General features: G+C 39.0%; 12 protein-coding genes. 2 read left to right on the top strand and 10 right to left on the bottom strand.

The features are described 5' to 3' along the window. The first annotated feature begins 25 nt into the window (after positions 1–25). Positions 26–1531 carry an ArnT family glycosyltransferase gene (locus PL_RS21885; protein WP_348620377.1) on the top strand — a complete coding sequence of 502 codons (1506 nt, stop codon included), beginning with the start codon at positions 26–28 and terminating at the stop codon, positions 1529–1531. Between the two features lie 50 nt (positions 1532–1581). Here the strand turns inward: PL_RS21885 and PL_RS21880 are convergent, their stop codons facing one another. From PL_RS21880 to PL_RS21835, 10 genes are all read right to left on the bottom strand, one after another. Beyond that, a complete protein-coding gene (locus tag PL_RS21880) occupies positions 1582–2697 on the bottom strand; it encodes a metallophosphoesterase (RefSeq protein ID WP_152620413.1) in 1116 nt (371 codons plus the stop codon). A gap of 8 nt (positions 2698–2705) precedes the next feature. Continuing rightward, positions 2706–4175 carry a RagB/SusD family nutrient uptake outer membrane protein gene (locus PL_RS21875; protein ID WP_041887293.1) on the bottom strand — a complete coding sequence of 490 codons (1470 nt, stop codon included), beginning with the start codon at positions 4173–4175 and terminating at the stop codon, positions 2706–2708. Between the two features lie 10 nt (positions 4176–4185). Next, entirely contained in the window at positions 4186–7416 is a 3231-nt protein-coding gene (locus tag PL_RS21870) for a SusC/RagA family TonB-linked outer membrane protein (protein WP_160292175.1), read from the bottom strand. 304 nt (positions 7417–7720) lie between these two features. Further along, positions 7721–8866, bottom strand: a complete 1146-nt coding sequence (locus PL_RS21865) for a FecR family protein (RefSeq protein WP_041887288.1) — start codon at positions 8864–8866, stop codon at positions 7721–7723. Positions 8867–8936: 70 nt separating this feature from the next. Further along, a complete protein-coding gene (locus PL_RS21860) occupies positions 8937–9515 on the bottom strand; it encodes an RNA polymerase sigma factor (protein ID WP_041887289.1) in 579 nt (192 codons plus the stop codon). 133 nt (positions 9516–9648) lie between these two features. Next, positions 9649–10710 (bottom strand): phosphatidylinositol-specific phospholipase C1-like protein, encoded by a 1062-nt coding sequence (locus PL_RS21855; RefSeq protein WP_052496661.1) that lies wholly within the window; start codon positions 10708–10710, stop codon positions 9649–9651. 52 nt (positions 10711–10762) lie between these two features. Then, complete coding sequence (locus tag PL_RS21850) at positions 10763–12361, bottom strand: RagB/SusD family nutrient uptake outer membrane protein (RefSeq protein WP_041887290.1); 1599 nt, start codon at positions 12359–12361, stop codon at positions 10763–10765. A gap of 23 nt (positions 12362–12384) precedes the next feature. Further along, a complete protein-coding gene (locus PL_RS21845) occupies positions 12385–15384 on the bottom strand; it encodes a SusC/RagA family TonB-linked outer membrane protein (RefSeq protein ID WP_082036110.1) in 3000 nt (999 codons plus the stop codon). 205 nt (positions 15385–15589) lie between these two features. Further along, positions 15590–15790, bottom strand: a complete 201-nt coding sequence (locus PL_RS21840) for a hypothetical protein (RefSeq protein WP_041887291.1) — start codon at positions 15788–15790, stop codon at positions 15590–15592. A gap of 341 nt (positions 15791–16131) precedes the next feature. Continuing rightward, positions 16132–16665, bottom strand: a complete 534-nt coding sequence (locus tag PL_RS21835) for an NAD(P)H-dependent oxidoreductase (RefSeq protein ID WP_348620375.1) — start codon at positions 16663–16665, stop codon at positions 16132–16134. Between the two features lie 164 nt (positions 16666–16829). Here PL_RS21835 and PL_RS21830 point away from each other — a divergent pair, with 164 nt between their 5' ends. Continuing rightward, positions 16830–17186: a winged helix-turn-helix transcriptional regulator gene (locus tag PL_RS21830; protein ID WP_041885231.1), complete on the top strand. Its 357-nt coding sequence runs from the start codon at positions 16830–16832 to the stop codon at positions 17184–17186. Positions 17187–17193: the final 7 nt, after the last annotated feature.

Below are 17193 nucleotides of genomic sequence, written 5' to 3'. Positions count from 1 at the left end.
TTTTTTTTATAACCACACCCTGTGGATGGATGAAATTTATCTGGCCACTAGTCTGATTAAAATGAACTATACGGAGCTCATTACGCAGACACTTGATTATCAGCAAAAGGCACCCATTGGATTCTTATGGACTGTAAAAACGTTCGTCAGTCTTTTAGGGAAAAACGAGATGGTTCTCCGTCTATTTCCTCTTTTATGTGGCATAGGATCACTTTTTCTATTTATTCCCGTTTTACGATATTTTCTCCGGCCCATTGGTGCAATAACCGGAATTGCCATATTAGCACTCTCTCCTCCCCTGGTTTTTCATGCTGTGGAGATCAAACAATATTCAACCGAACTGTTTGCCACTATCCTGATCCTTTATACTTATATCCGTTATCATGAAAAACAGGCCATAGCCTCATTACTTCTCTGGGGTCTGTGGGGAGCAATAATTTTATGGTTCTCTTATTCTTCGGTTTTCATTTTAGCAGGAATGGCTGCAGGAATAAGTTACAGAAGTTTATACAAGAAAGACTGGAAGATGTTCTTCAGGCAACTCATGCCTTTTTCTTTATGGCTGATAGCTTTTGCAGTCAACTATTTGTTATTTACACATAAACATGCAGAATCCGGATGGGTCATACTGTGGTTTGATTTTTACCATTATTTTATGCCGCTGCCTCCGGTCAATGCAGCAGACCTCAGATGGTATCCGGCTGCTTTATATCATTTAATAGAATATCCGCTGGGCCTGACCTGGAAACTTTATACCGGAAATTCTGTCTGGTTTAAGGTTCTGCTGAATACCCCCTGGTTACCATTTGCCACATTATTTTATGGAATCTGGTTATTTATAAGGGAAAAGAAACACAGACTGGTTTTATTGTTTCCATTTCTGCTGGTTTTCCTGGCCTCAGGATTGAAGCTCTATCCGTTAAATGAAAGATTCTGGGTTTTCATCTGTCCTGTACTGATTCTTTTTATTGCCAGAGGTACAGAGCAACTAGCCGGCCTTTTTCAAAGTTCACTGGTAAAGCTACTTCTGGTGATACTTTTGATAGCTGCCCCCATTTATAATTCCATATGGTTTATGATACATCCTGATGAATTTATTATGCACAAAAGATCTTTCCAGAAAGAAGCACTAGCTTATATAAATGACCGGTTTCAGCAAGGTGACCTGGTTTACGTTTACTGGAATGATTTACCGGGTTATCGTTTTTACAGCAATACTTATCCTTATACTTTCAAAGCACTGGAAGGAAAAGATTACCGTAAAGCTTCGGTAAGTTATCCGGACTATATCGCACATCTGCAAAAAGACTTCAGTGCCTTTAAAGGAAAGAAAAGGATATGGCTGATTTATAATAATCGCTTCCTGACTGATATCGGCGATGAAATAGATCAGCCCGCCTGGTATTATCTGAAAGACATTAATCCGGCAGACCGCCTGAACAGTTATCTTTCAACTTTAGGAAAGAATGAAAATGTTTACAGCTCATTTGATATCAAAGTATCACTGATCACTTTAAACGGGCAAAAATAAAATAGCGGTTCTTCTGATCGCAGAGCCGCTATTATCAATAATTATTTTCCTTATTTTTTAATCAGCACTTCCCTGCTTTCTGTTAAACCTGTTTTATACCAGGTCCCGTTTTCGTAAAGAGCACCTTCATGTTTACCATTATGCTGATCAACATCGATTCCCAATACCTTACCATTGTAATAAGCACCTACATTGGTTTGAGTAATAGTATGTCCAACTATTATTCTTTTTACTTTATACAAAGATAAAGTCTGGTCCACTTCTGCCTCTGTAGCCTTTGGTTCAATAAAATAACCTCTGTACCAGAACAATGAAGAACGGGTTCCGTCAAATAGTTTCCTGACCACACTATCAGTGAGCTGTTTAACCTGTTTTGCCTTATCATAATACGGGCGGCATTTACTATTCAGTTCGGACACATTCATATTCAAAGTGTTAATTACAGGTGCTACTCCGGCATGCAGACAAAGATTATCACCAATCTTTTCTATCAGGTTTTTACTTCTCAGCCAGCGGCCCAGTTCTGTATTTTGGGCATAAAGCGCTTTATAATCCAGCCCCATAAGTCTTGCATTTTCAAAGTATTCAGGTACTACATAACGCAGATCACCACTCAAATTCATAATGTCATGATTGCCCAAAATAGTATGAAGATAACCACCTTTAGCTTTGGCATCCTGTTCAAGTTTATATAGCAGCCAGATTGTTGCCGGGACTTCTTTCCCCCGGTCAAATAAGTCACCGCAAATCACTACGTGTCCTTTTCCAAAAATCCAGTTATAGTGCTTATCGATTACTTTATTAGCGATTAGTAATGCCCTGAAAGCTTCAAACTCCCCTTCTATATCAGAAAGTGCAAAAATCCGGTCAGGCTGCCTGAATTCTGCCGGTTCATTTTCAAGAACAGGCTGTAATTTCACAGAGAAATTCCAGTCCGGATGATTGGAGAACTGTAGTTTAACCGGAACTGAGCTTTTCTTCCGGGCCGGAAATGTTTGCACCACAGCCTTCCGGGCACCATTTTCAAGAACAATACTCCGAACTTCAATTTTATCTTTTTGATAAAGGACATAAGGTCCGTCATTCAGATTTTTCTGACCAGTGGTATCAGGTTGTAACCCCATACTATTGATCATCAATGGCAAAACTATCGCTAATAAATTCATCCTATTAATTATTTATAACCTTGATTTTGTTCCATATTTGGATTTGAGTTCATTTCCGCCAGAGGAATTGGCAAAACAGTCTGCAGTGAACCTTGCTCTACTGGTATCACAATACCACCGGTACGATACTTGGTAAAACCTTGTTTATTACGGGTAAGATCAAACAGACGATGTCCTTCAAAAGCAAATTCTTTACGGTTTTCAAGCAGAATAAGACTTTGTAATGCTGCTCCGGTTTGTGTAGTGGTTGGTTTTGCAGTATCAGCACGTTTAGCTACCACATCCAGATCGGCCGCCGCCAATGCATCTTTACCTTGTTTTGCCCTGGCTTCAGCCCTGATTAAATAAACTTCTGATAAACGGATTACTTTAACTCCTTCTTCATAGGTTGAAATGTTATTGTATTTGGTGATCACGAAAGCAGGATCTTCGCCACCACTACCGCTTCTTTTCCCCTTAGCCATAAAGCTTCTGCGCACGTCTGTACTGCTATATATATTATACAGGTCGTCAGTTGCCAGACCATCACCATAACTTGCTCCCTGAAGTAAAAAGCTGGATAGTGCATCCTGTGCCAGGTTATCTGTCAGGGTAAATTGCACCTCAAAAATTGCTTCACTGTTATTCTGGGTTCTGAAATTAGTTGAACCGGCCGCATAATTGGCATTGGTCAGTAAGGTGTATCTGTTACTGCCAATTACATCTGTAGCCATAGTTTCCGCATTTGCCCAGTCACCCATGTATAAGTAGATTCTGGAAAGTAAAGCTTTTGCTGCATAATGTGCAATATGCGCCCTGTTAGAAGTACTAAAACCTACAGGTGCTGCTGCGGGCATTAAAGTAATTGCTTTTTGCAGATCACTTACAATCTGGGTATATCCTTCTTTTACAGTGTTCCGTTTGGGAGAAATCACGTCTTCCTTGCTCGTTCCGCTTTTGATAATTACCGGGACGCCGATATGACCGGCATCGGCCGATGCATTATAAGGCGCAGCATATAAACGCAATAAATCAAAATGCGCCAGTGCCCTTAGGGTATAAGCCTCGCCTATCAGGTGTTTGAGCTCTGCAGTCTCGGTTTCGGCCAGATTAAGCTGTTCGCCTTTGCTAATTATAATATTGGCATTCACAATGGTTTTATACAGCGCATTCCATGTACCTGCAGCCGTACCGTCATTGGCGATAGTGATATATTGATCATAGCTGGTATACCTGTTTGAGTTTCTCCGGCTGATGTACATATTATCTGCCATCACATCAGGCAGTATCACCAGACTGCGTCCGTAATAAGCTGCGCTTTGTAAAATCCCATAGGTCCCCATTACCGCAGCTTTTGTACTTGGCAGGTCGATTACTACCATATTTACTGCTGTTTGCTGTTCGGGATTAATTTCCAGAAAATCCTTTTTACAGGAACAAAAAGATAGTGCCAATAGCATTATTGGCCATATTTTATAGAAGTGTTTTATAGTTTTCATCCTTGAATGATTAAAATTTAAGATCAAGCCCCAGTAGAGCGGTTTTATAAATAGGAACATTTTTATCTGCAAGACCGTCGATCCCTACCTCAGGGTCGAAACTGATACGCTTGTCTTTGATATAGGTGAAAAGATTATTCGCTCTGAAGTAGATTTTAGCACTGGTCAGATTCAACTGCTTAATCCATTTTGAAGGCAACTGATAACCCAGAGACACATCACGCAGACGGATATAATCACCGTTATAAAGAAAACGGGAAGATCCCTGACTGGATGGTCCTGACTGAGTTCCTGTAAATACAATTTTAGGCTGATCAGTAATATCACCCGGATTACGCCATCTGTGGTCATAAGTATATCTTGTCATCCTGGTCGTTGGCGTAAAGCCTCCTGAACCATCTGAGGCTCCCGTAGCTCCATAGTTATCATAAATCTTGTTCCCATAATTAAAGTATAACTGGAAACTTAAAGAGAAACCTTTATAAGTGAAGGTATTGGTTAATCCTCCAAAGAATTTGGGCAATGCACTTCCCTGATTAAACTGGGTTGCGGAACCGTAATTATTTGTAGTTTTCGTTTTAGTTTCATCTGTATACCACAACGCTTCTCCATTCTGAGGATCCACACCTGCATAACCAACCATATATAACTGGTAAAAATCCCCCCCCACATAACGGTTATATCCACCAGAAACAATAGGGCTGTTTAATGCAGTTATCCTGTTTTTCATCGTAGAAATGTTAAAGCTGGTAGTCCAGCCAAAGCCATTATTTTCAGCTTGAAAATTGGTACTGTTCACCTCAAATTCAAGACCGCTGTTTTTCATTGCACCAATATTATCGGTATAGCTTGTCAAACCATTTGTTGCTGAAATAGGTCTGCTCAATAATAAGTCTGAGGTAGCACGGGTATAATACTCAATCGTTCCTGTAAGCCTGTTTTTAAGCAACCCAAAGTCAAGTCCAATGTTAAATGGTTTATTTTTCTCCCAGGTCAGGCGATTATTGCCATAGTTGGAAAACTCCAGCCCGGGGGCATTATCATAATCAGCACTTCTGTAAAGTGCTCTTGAAGCAAAGTTACCGATATCCTGATTTCCATTGACACCATAACTGCTACGCAAACGAAGATCAGAAATCACATTTTGTCCTTCCATAAAATGTTCACGACTGATATTCCAGGAACCACCAACTGACCAGAAATTTCCATATCTGTTATCAGATCCGAATCTTGAAGATCCATCACGGCGAACTGAAGCACTTAAATAGTATTTTGATTTATAATCAAAGGAAGCATTAAAGAAGGCAGAATTCAGTGCGTTCGCAGTCGCGTTAGATCCTCCGCTTACTAAGATTGATGCATTATCAAGTGTATAGGTATTCGGTAAGAAATTACGTTTGATTACATTATTGCCAACTTCATTTACCTTTTGAGCTTCATAACCGGCATAGGTTTTAAGACCAAAATCGCCCAGTGTTTTGTTGAAACGGAGAATGGTTGTATTTACCCAGTTTGAAGAGCGACCAGTAGAAGAGGTCGCTCTGCCTCCATCGGTACGTGAAGTACCTACTCCTGATTTGTTATAATCTGTAAATTCTTCATAAACAAAACTGATATTAGATTGATTTTCAATTGATAAAGAAGGCAACAATTGATACTTAACCAGAAAATTACCCAGCATTCCATAAGAATTACTTCTGCTATAGCTTTCTTTGACCTGTGCTACGGGATTATATCTGTTGAAATAACTAAAATCGTAAGTACCGTCCTCATTATATGCCCTTAACCAGGGTTGATAAATTGAATACATCCGGACAGGATTTCCAAATGAACCGGCATCAGCCTGAGTTTGATTTTTACGATAGTTAAGCTGAATTCCACCGCTGAAAGAAAGGTTTTCTGTAGTCTGATTGCTTAGCTTTAAATTAGCAGTACTCCTTGAAAACTCACTTCCTAAAAGAGGTGCTTTTGCTACGTAATGGCTACCGGAAACATAAAACTTAGTCTTCTCTGTCCCGCCACTTGCAGAAAGATCATATTGATTATAGGTTCCTGTACGGGTAAGTAAATCAAACCAGTCCGTATTGACATTAGGGTCAACAGCGTTATCAACGAGTGCTTTATCAAAAAGTGCAGGATCATTTCCTTTATTCACCCAGCCTTCTTTTAAAAGTTCGAGCATTTCCTGCGTATTTAAGGCCTTATTACCTTTAATTGTCGTTACTGTATTAGCTCCGAACTGTACTGAAGCATTGATCACTGTTTTACCGGCAACTCCGCTTTTAGTGTTAATCAGGATTACTCCGTTTGCTGCTCTTGATCCGTAAATTGAAGCCGCGGAGGCATCTTTTAAAACCGTTATTGATTCTACATCAAAACTATTCAGACTATTGATCAGACCTGATTCCAATGGAATTCCATCTACGACGCAAAGAGGTCCGCTACCTGCATTTACAGATCCGATACCGCGAATTCTGACATTAGGTACAGCACCGGGTTGTCCCGATCCGTTTGAAGAAATCAGTCCGGGAACATTTCCCTGTAAGGACTCCTGGATACTTGTTCTGGGGCTCCCATTGATTAAATCAGATTTTAAAGTTTTGGCCGATCCGGTAAAAGAGGATTTAGTCTGTGTTCCATAAGCAACAACCATGACTTCATTTAGATCTTCATTTGATGGTGTTAACGTAATATTTTTAACTACATCTTCTTTTTTGAGGTCAACGGCCACGGAATATTTTTCATAACCTATAAAACTCGCTGTCAGTACATATTTACCAGCTTTAGGAACATTAAAGATATATTCACCATTTCCGGTAGTCTGTGTACTCTGCTTAAAATCATCACCGCTCAGGATAATACTGACTCCAGGCAGCGGCATTCCTTTTTCATCAAGGACTTTCCCCTTAAGTGTCGTTAGCTTATAATAATCTCCGCTAATACTTAAAGACAGCTCTTTTTTCCTGAGCAGTACATTATTTCCAACCAGCTTAAAAGTTAAGGGCAATACTTTTGTGCATTCATTCAATACAGTTTCTATGGACACGGTTTTAACATCAATGGACATTCTGATTCCACTTATATCACGAGTATCATAGAAAAACACATAACCACTTTGTTTTTTGATAGCCTCCAGAATCCTTTCCAGAGGCACATTTTTCTCTTTGATACTTATCTGGCTATATCCCTTTGCGCTGACCTGTACAAGGGCCAGAAACAACAAGATGGTGGTCAATTTCATAGTAAGCAACAGTTTAGGGGGAAGCCATGTTTTGGACATAGCTCTGCTAATAGCATAATAATTCATACTTTTGGTGTGTTTGGGTTAGAACAGTAAATAGTTTCGAAATTGTTTGATCCCGGATCTATGCCGGGAAAGGGCTAACTCAGATATTCCGCAGTTGTGCTCCAACACTTCTGCGGTATTTTACCCGGTTACCCCGGACTGTCAATACTCTTGTAGTTTTCTTTTCATAATCTTGATTAGTTTTTGGGTTAATTGGTTAGGTTATTATCTGGTAGGTTTAGTTTTTTTGTTGGGCAGGTTAACTGGTTACAGTGATCTTCTTTCCTTCAACCCTGAAATGCACTTTAAAAAAGCTCAGGATATCCAGTACTTCTGAAAGGTTAATATTGCGATGAATTTCTCCCGAAAACTGTCTTGCGGGAAGGCTTCCTTCGTAACTTACTTCTACGTCATACCATCTGGCAACAGATCTCATTACAGTTAGCAAGTCAGCATCTTTAAACCTGAACATTCCGTTTTTCCAGGCAACAGCCTCTTCCGTATTAGCCAGATTCACATGCAGTTGATTCCCCACCAATGAAGATTGTTGTCCTGGTTTTAATAAAACATCCGGATTCGAAGTTGTTTTTACAGTGACTTTAACTGAACCTTCCAGTAAAGTGGTTTTTACCGCAGGTTCATCGCTGTAAGAACTGATATTAAAATGAGTGCCCAATACCTCTACCGTCTGCAGGGCCGCAGCTACCTTGAAAGGTTTTGCCGGATATGCTTTAGCTACTTCAAAATAGGCTTCTCCTGTTAAACTTACTTTGCGCTCTGCTCCCGTAAATACAACAGGAAAACGTAAAGATGAAGCAGCATTCAACCATACTTTTGTTCCATCAGGCAGGTTGATCTGATATTGTCCGCCTTTAGGCGTGGAAATCACATTCGTCTCTGTCTGTCCGTTAATCAGATTCCCACGGTCAGAAACAGTGTATACCAGCTGACCGTCTTTGGTTTTCGTGATAATCATACCGGCCTGTTCTGCCAGCCGGCCATTACCCGCTTCATCTAAAGTAATTTTCCTGCCATTAGCCAGTGTTAAAGTAGCTTTATTTCCACCGGGCAGAATTTGTGGAAATTCAGTTTTAGCAGTCTGCTTCAGCAAAGCCGGATGGCTGTTAAATGAAAAGGGTTTCAGGTAATAAGTACCTGCAGAGACTACAAACAGAATTGCAGCAGCGATTCCTGCATATGACCATAGTTTGCGTCGTTTTACCGGGTTTTCTTCATGAACCGGTAATTTGTTCCAGATACGGTCAGTTGCATCATTTAACTCGGTATCAGACAAATCTCCTGGTCTTTCCAGTTCAAATTTCAGATACCATGTTTCTACAATTGCCTTTTCTGCATCTGTACAATTTCCCGATTTATACTTCTCCAGTAATTCTTTTGCATCCATTGGCTTTATCTGCTTGTTACCTCTATAGACGGTTAACTCAGCTACCGGGCGTAAAAGAAAATAAAATAATTTAGTGGTGGCCGATATACAGCAGACAGGTAAGCAATCCCAGTTTACTTCTCAGAATTTTGAGTGCATTATTAACATGTTTTTTCACCGTCATTTCAGACAGTTCCAGTTTTGCAGCAATCTGTTTATGAGAAAGATTGGCTTTTCTGCTTAATTCAAATACCACTCTCATTTTCGGAGTCAGCGCGCCAATCTCTTTTTCAATCAGCGCAGTCAGTTCATTTTCTCTGACCAGATGATCTGTAACTGCCTCACTTTGATTTATAAATTGCTGGAGTGAAACTATATAAGTTGATTCAACTTTTTTATGAGAATAGATATCAATAATACGATTTTTGATTGCCTGATAAAGATAACCTGAAAGCTGAGTTCTTAAAACCAGCTCCCCTCTTTTAGTCCATAAAGAGGTAAACAGCTCATGAACTACATCATCCGCTTCCTGCTGATTCCTTAAACGGTTATAGGCATGAATATATAACAGACCTTTGTAACGATTATATATTTCGGTAAAGGCAGCTTTGTCACCATCCTTCAGATAGGCAACTAAATCGTTATCAGATAGGGTTACATAAGAGATCATAAACAGAATCGCTCCTGTGTTTTAAGGAAGATTCTGGTCAATATTAAATAAATTTTCTGTAAAAGCTCCAAAGACCCAATGTAATCAAATTATTAACAGACAGATAAAGCACTGTAAGATAATAACATTACTATTATTTAAAAAGCGGATTAATTCTGAAATACCGTCCTCCTTCAAAGCTGACCAGATAATCAGATTTAAAATGTGTACTCTTTAAATAATAATCAGTGGTGATAATCTGAGCTCCTGACTCACATGCTGCATTAAAATTAGAGTAATCATTGTTGCGGGCTTCCTGAGTATCTGCATCAGCCCGGGTACGGATAATATATCCTTTTTTAACCAATTGAGGAATTAACGGATCTTTAGCATCATTAATGATCATCATAGCTGCTTCAGGTCTGCCAGCTTCAGCATTCACAAATAAAACTCTGCCTGCGAGTGAAGGATGCCCTTTCATATAAAGTTCCATTTTCTCCCCTTTCTGATCCAGAAGAAAAATAAACTTTTCTTTTGCATTTTTTACTAACGGCCAGTTATCTTTTAAAACAGCAGCTTCCAGCGTACTATATTTTCCTCTTACCTGATCTGGTGTGATCAGCTTTTGCTTACCTAATCCATCTAGCAGTGCCTTGTCCAGCTCATCAAATGTTTCTGCGGTAAAGACTTCAGGATCACTATAACCTTCGCCTTTCATTTTACTGTCTTTAGCTTCCAGCGTAATAAATACAGGTGTATGACCGGGATGATGATCTGACCAGTTCTTTAACTTCTCCAGTCCCCTTTTCAAGGTCAGAAAATCACTTCTGAAATCCAGATCCTGAATATGAAAAACTTTAAATCCCGGCTGGTCCATCTCTTTATCCAAATCATAGGGTGCCTGATCTTTTGCCCAGTCAAGTCCTCTTGGATGTGCATATTTTCCACCTTTGGAATCAGCATACACATCAATTTCAAGGTTCCTGAGCCCTATATCAAGCTGTTCGGTTATACCAATATGCTCATAATCTATTTTACCGGCAGATATGGAATCACGCTGCCTGAATTTTTCAAACAAGTGAGGATCTATTGCTTTTTTATAACTGTTATGTGATCCTATAACCTGAATTTTATTAATTGGCAATTCATCACTATCAGTCGATATGAATAACGGAAACACAAATAATAACAATGCGCCTGAAACTGTTTTTATCATTTTAGTAATATAAAGGCAGCTGGCTTTTGAGGCCGGCTGCCTGATCAGATAATTAGTAACCCGGGTTTTGTCTCAGATTGGAATTTAACTGAAGTTCAGTTGCCGGAATCGGATAAAGCCTTCTGGTAATATCCTTATTCATTGATAACACATCATTTGGTAAAGGATATTCCTTTTCAAATAAACCATAACGAATCAGGTCATTTCTTCTCCAGGCTTCCCAGCTCAGCTCTCTTGCTCTTTCATCCAGTAAAGATTCTAAATCGACACTGGTTGCAGCAGTTGCTCCTGCTCTGGCACGGATTTTATTGATCAGCGTAAGTGGTGTTTGCATTTCTCCATTCACTGCTGTCGGTTGTGCACCACGTAAAATAGCTTCTGCTTTCATCAGCATCACATCTGCTAAGCGTAAAAATGGCATATCATTACCGTTTAAACGGGTGGCTTGTATAGCATTCACATCCGGCCAGTATTTAACTGAGCGAATACCCTTGGCCTGATCGGTCACCAGATTTCCTACATCCATTGGTTTACCTGGTTTGAGCACAAGGTCTGGTGTAATTACAATTTGTGTAGTAGTCCCGGCGATATAAACAGGTTTGTTCGGATCAGGTTTTCTATTTGCATCAGGCGCAAACTGAGGTCCTACCAGCCAGAAAGATTTCCGGATATCATTATCGAGATTAAACCTGTTATAATATTCTGGCGTGGTACTCATTGAAATACTGAACCCTACCCCCGGAATCCCATATGCAGCAGCTAAAGCAGGATAAAATCCGAATCTGGTAATCTGATTACCCGGAATCTGCTGATCATAAGGAATAGCAAATATTGTTTCAGTAATCTGAGGTCCGTTGTTTACGTCAAAAATATCGGAATATTTAGCATCCAGCTGATAAGTGGTATTTTTCATTACACTATCGGCCATCGCTACCGCATCGGTATACCTCGGCTTACCAGTATATACCTGAGCATTCAGATACATTTTTGCCAGCAGGGCAAAAGCCATGCCCCGGGTTGGCTTACCGTATAACAAGGTTTGATTAGCTCCGGTTTTCTGAGGTAAATTAGGTATAACAGCCAGCAGCTCCTTTTCAACAAACTCAAATACTTTGTCCCTGCTGGTTGTACCAGGTAAAGAACCCGCCTCAACAGGAAACTTATCAATGATAGGTATATTCCCATAAAGATCCATCATCAGAAAATAATACAGCGCACGCATTGTTTTTATTTCTGTTATCCCCGTCGCCTTTGTCGCATCAGAAACTGAAGACGCATTGGTCACAGAAATCAGACGGTTACAATTGTTGATTCCTCCAAATCCCCATTCCCAGATTGTCTTCACATTTGGATGATCAAATGTCCAGGTATGGTAGTGCAGTTGTCTGTATTGCCCGCCGTCATCAAAATTACCATCTCTTGCTGGTAATATCGCAGCATCGGTTGACAGCTCCTGCATTCTGAAATAAGGTACACCAAACTGAGAAGAAAGGTTTGAATACATGGTACCATATAAAGCAGCATAATCAGCTCCGGTGGTAGGAAAATTATCTTTTACATATTGCGATTCTACCTTTACATCAAGTTTAGTACAGGATATGGTAGCTAACATTGCAGCAAAGGCTGCCGTTAATAAATATATATGTTTCATTTCTTTGAATTTAGAATGACAGCTTAAAATGATGCGTTAATACCGAAACTGAACGTACGGGTTTTAGGATAATAATTATTATTATCAATTCCCGGTGTCAGCCCTCCGATGTTAATTTCAGGATCCAGTCCGCTATATTTTGTAATAACAAATAAATTGTTTGAGGTCAGGTAAAGACGTATAGCTTTAATGGCTTGTACCTTTGGCTTGATGGTATAACCAAGAGTGGCATTATCCAGACGCAGATAAGAACCACTTTCCAGGTATCTGTCAGAGATCAGATAAGCATTTACATCATTGAAAGACTCACCCAGTGTAGATCTTGGAATATTCTGCAATTTGGCATCAGCTGGTGTATTCAGACCTGCAGCAGTAGCGTTTAAGATTTTATTACCCAACACCCCACGCACAAGGAAACTGAAATCCCATTTTTTATAGGTAAAACTGTTACTCCAGCCATAAATATATTTTGGCTGCGCGTTACCTGCAACTTTAGCATCAGAAGTTAAAGGTTGTGTGGCAATTGTCTGCCCTGCTGCATTGATATAGGTACTTACTCCTGCTGCATTTTTACCTGCATAGTTCCATAGCTTAAACGTTCCTAAAGATTCTCCCGGCTGGATAATCTGACTGTAGTTCCCAGACTGTCCTTTACCACCTAACTGAGCAGTTTGTATATACGAGATTTTATAGAAATCATCTGATAAGGTCTCCACCACGTTTTTATTATGCGCAATATTTGGCGAGGTATTCCAGCTAAAGTCATTTGTTTTAACCACTAATGCATTTAAAGACAATTCTATACCTGTATTCTTAATTTTCCCCACGTTTGCAGTAATAGTAGGTAAGAAAAACTGGGTAGTAGAAACAGCATATTCAGAATAGATCAGATCGGATGTTTTCTTTATATAATAATCAACTGATCCGGTGATTCTATTGCCAAATAAACCAAAATCCAATCCGATATTGGTTGTTGCTGTACTCTCCCACTTCAAATCAGGGTTTTCATTTCTTACCGGGCCTATGGCATTGCTGATTATCCCATTATTCAGATATTTACTGCTTGTTGCCGGTGTTCCATAAACCAATAAGGCAGAAAAGGCATCAAATCCCAAACTGTTACCAGATTTACCATAACCTGCTCTTAACTTTAAATCACTGATTGCCGGTATGCTCTTCATAAAATCTTCGCCGATAATTCTCCATCCGGCAGATACTGCAGGGAATAGTCCCCAGCGGTTATTTCTACCAAAGGCAGAAGAACCATCTTTTCTCAGCGATGCCTGAAACAGATATTTCTCATTAAAATTATACTGCGCCCTTCCGTAAAAAGATATTAATCTTAAAGTTGAAATTGGAGAATTAGCAAATGTAACCTGTGAAAGTAATGCAGGATTAGATAGGAAGATATTGTTTGCACCAAGATTATCATTAGAGAACCCCTGAGTAGTTACGCCAAAACCATCATTGGTCCGGTCTTCCTGCCAGGAATATCCTCCAAGTAATTTCAGGTTGTGTTTCCCGAATACTTTATCATAATTAAAATATCCTTCTATCACTTCTGATTTATTCAAAACATCTGCTTTGATCGCCTGCCCGTTAGCACCTCTGGCCAATCCTGACTGACTGTTCAGATAAGAACTTGCATTATTCTGGTCTTTTTGTGTAGACAAACTAGCTGTGAATTTCAGACCCGATAAAATGTTAACCTGCGCCATTCCATTGATCAGAGTTTTGTTATTTACATTTTTAACTGCATTATTATCAACGATAGAAAGCGGATTTCTGGTTCCGCTTCCTGTTCTGTCATAATTCTCTTTATAAGTCCCGTTTGCATTGAAAGGACTTACAGTTGGCAGATAGAACAGCATATTTGAAAGCGCCTGAGTCTGATAAATATCATTTCCGGTTGAAGAACTGTTAGTAATTGTTAATCCCAGCTTCAATCTGTCATTGAAAAACTTCTGATTTACATAGGCTCTGACTATAGTTCTTTTCAGGGAAGTATTTTTCAGAATACCCTGATTGTCAAAATAATTGACACTTGCGCCGTATTCTGAGGATTGCCCCGAACCGCCATAAGAAAGATTATGATTTTGAGAATAACCTGTTCTTTCCAGCAGTTTTTGCCAGTTCGTATCAGATCCGTCATCATCAATAGGATTCAGTGTTTGTTTATTATCTTTCAGATACTGACGTAATTCGGGAGCAGTAAGCATATCATATTTTTTTGATACACTCTCCATCGCTCCGTAACCACTATAGGAAAGTCTGGACTGTCCGCCTTTTGATCTTTTAGTGGTCACAATAATTACCCCATTCGCTGCTCTGGAACCATAGATCGCAGTAGACGAAGCATCTTTTAAAATATCTATACTTTCTATATCGGCTGGTGCCAGAAGATCAATAGAGGCGCCCGGCACCCCATCAATTACATAAAATGGTTCTTGTGCAGCACCTTCACGTAAAGTAGACGGTCCTCTTAGAATTGTGGATGGTTTGGCATTAGGATCACCACTTTTAGTAACATTTAATCCTGCAACTTTACCCTGCAGTAACTGAGCAGGGCTGGTTAATACTCCCTGATTAAATTCTTCGGCATTTACAGAGGTTACCGCACCGGTTAAATCTTTCTTGCTCGAAGTACCATAACCGATCACGACAACATCCTTGAGCAGTTTGCTATCGGTAACCAGTGAAATAGTTAAATTCGTATTATTGCCAACAGGTATTTCCCGCGTTACTGTTCCCAGCATGTTAAATACAAGAATATCTTGCGGCCCGCTTACCTGGATAGAAAAAACACCGTCCTGGTTTGTGGATGTGGCTGTTTTTGTTCCTTTAACTCTGACCGTAACACCAGGCAAGCCGCCATTACTTTCATCAGTTACTTTTCCTTTAATAACTTTGTTTTGCTGTGCATAAGTACAGACTGAGATGGCCAGCATTAATAACAGCAAAAGCATATTCTTCTGCTGAAAATAATGGGTAACCACGAAAATTAATTTGTAGTTTTTTCTCATAAATCGTTTTATTTAAGCTCTAAAATTCCGACAAAGATGTGGCTCTCAGTTTAATACGGATCTCCATTGAAGTTATCAAATTGTTAATAACAATCCTAGATGTTATTACTATGGTAACATTAGAAGGTGTTTTAATTCTTAATAAAATACGATACAGATTTATGAAAATGAAGAAAGTATAAGGTAATAAAAAAAGAAAGGACTATTATCTGTTGTGTTTATCCAGCAACCTGGTTAACTCGATCAGCTGTTGCTCAAGAATCCTGCACTTCAGTAAATTTTTCATAAATTCTGCTGGCATGCCCTCTGTCGGTTCAACCATTATTGCATTAAGTTCATCCGAGACAAACTCTGACTTAGCTTTGAACTCAACTATATCGAGGAATAAATCATTATTCGATTCCATTGTATAAATTGTTTTAGTTTAAATATTATTGGTTATTAATCCGGTCAGGGGAAAATTAATTCAATAATATTTGCAGGCTTATATTATTACGGGAACTATAGATTAAATTACGTGAAGTACTATAAGTTACGATTATTATGGATTTAATTTTACTTTGCTACACAACCAATTTAGGCTAAAAAAGCCCACATATAAACTAACCCGATATGAACAAATCATTAAGCTTCCTGCTCAAATTCACTCTCAAACTATATTCTCCCATGGAAGAAAAAAAATAAGGCTGCTGTAAATTAAATATACACAACAGTCTTATTAAGCATACAACCAGGACTTACGAGTTATTATTTCACAAACATGAGAAAAAATATATAATCATGTACACTTTTTTCAACTATTTCTTCAGTAGCTTGGTACTCAGCCCCATAGAAAGCAAAGAATGATTTATAATCTGCCCTTACATAATCAAAAGTAACCTCAAATGGCGACGTCAGTTGCTCAAGTGTATATTTATATCTTCCAGATGGAGCATAATCTTCTTTGTTGATTCCAGCTGTAATACCCAGTCCGATTTTTTTCCCGGTTAACTTATACTCACTTCCTTTACCATAAGCCCAGCCATGAGTTAATACCAGATCCAGCCACTTTTTGAATAAAGGAGGGCAATTGAACCAGTAAAAAGGAAACTGGAATACAATATTATCATAAGCTTCAATCAGTTTTTGTTCTTTTTCAACATCAATTTTCTCGTCCGGATATACGCTGTATAAATCATGTATAACATACTTTTCGGGGTATTTCTTTAATTCTGCAACCCATCGCTTGTTGATTACTGAATTTTCAGGATCAGGGTGAATAATAATGACAAGAGTTTTCATAGTATAATCTTTATGTTTATTAAATAAATTTGTCTGTGCAAAGATGAAACTCATAAACTCGTCGCACAATACGGGTCTGATTAATCATATAGTGATAAATTAATCACTAACAGTTTTATATCCCCGGATTATTAATTTACAATTCTAAAGAAAGCATTGAACATATGTATCAGCGAAAAATTCCAATTGATTATGATTGCGGCCTTACTGTTGCAATGGAAGTAGTGGGTTCTAAATGGAAATTTTGTTTACTGGATGAAATTTCAAAAGGGAAGAAACGCCCAAGAGATCTTGTTAATGCTGTTAATGGAATTACCAGACGGGTATTACAAAACCAGTTGAGAGAACTGGAATTACATGGGATTCTAGGCAAAACAGTATATAATGAAACTCCTTTACGGGTTGAATACTATCTTACTGAATCAGGTGAATCTATCTTACCCCTGATTTCTGCTCTTGACCAGTGGGGTTTGGGCTTTGCATCGCAGCTAAAGACTATACTGGAAACTGAAACAGTATAAATCAGGG

Origin of the sequence: Pedobacter lusitanus (assembly GCF_040026395.1) — a bacterium.
GTDB classification, from domain to species: Bacteria; Bacteroidota; Bacteroidia; order Sphingobacteriales; family Sphingobacteriaceae; genus Pedobacter; species Pedobacter lusitanus.
Note: the sequence above shows the minus strand (reverse complement) of the source record. Positions and strands in the feature narration are given on the sequence as shown.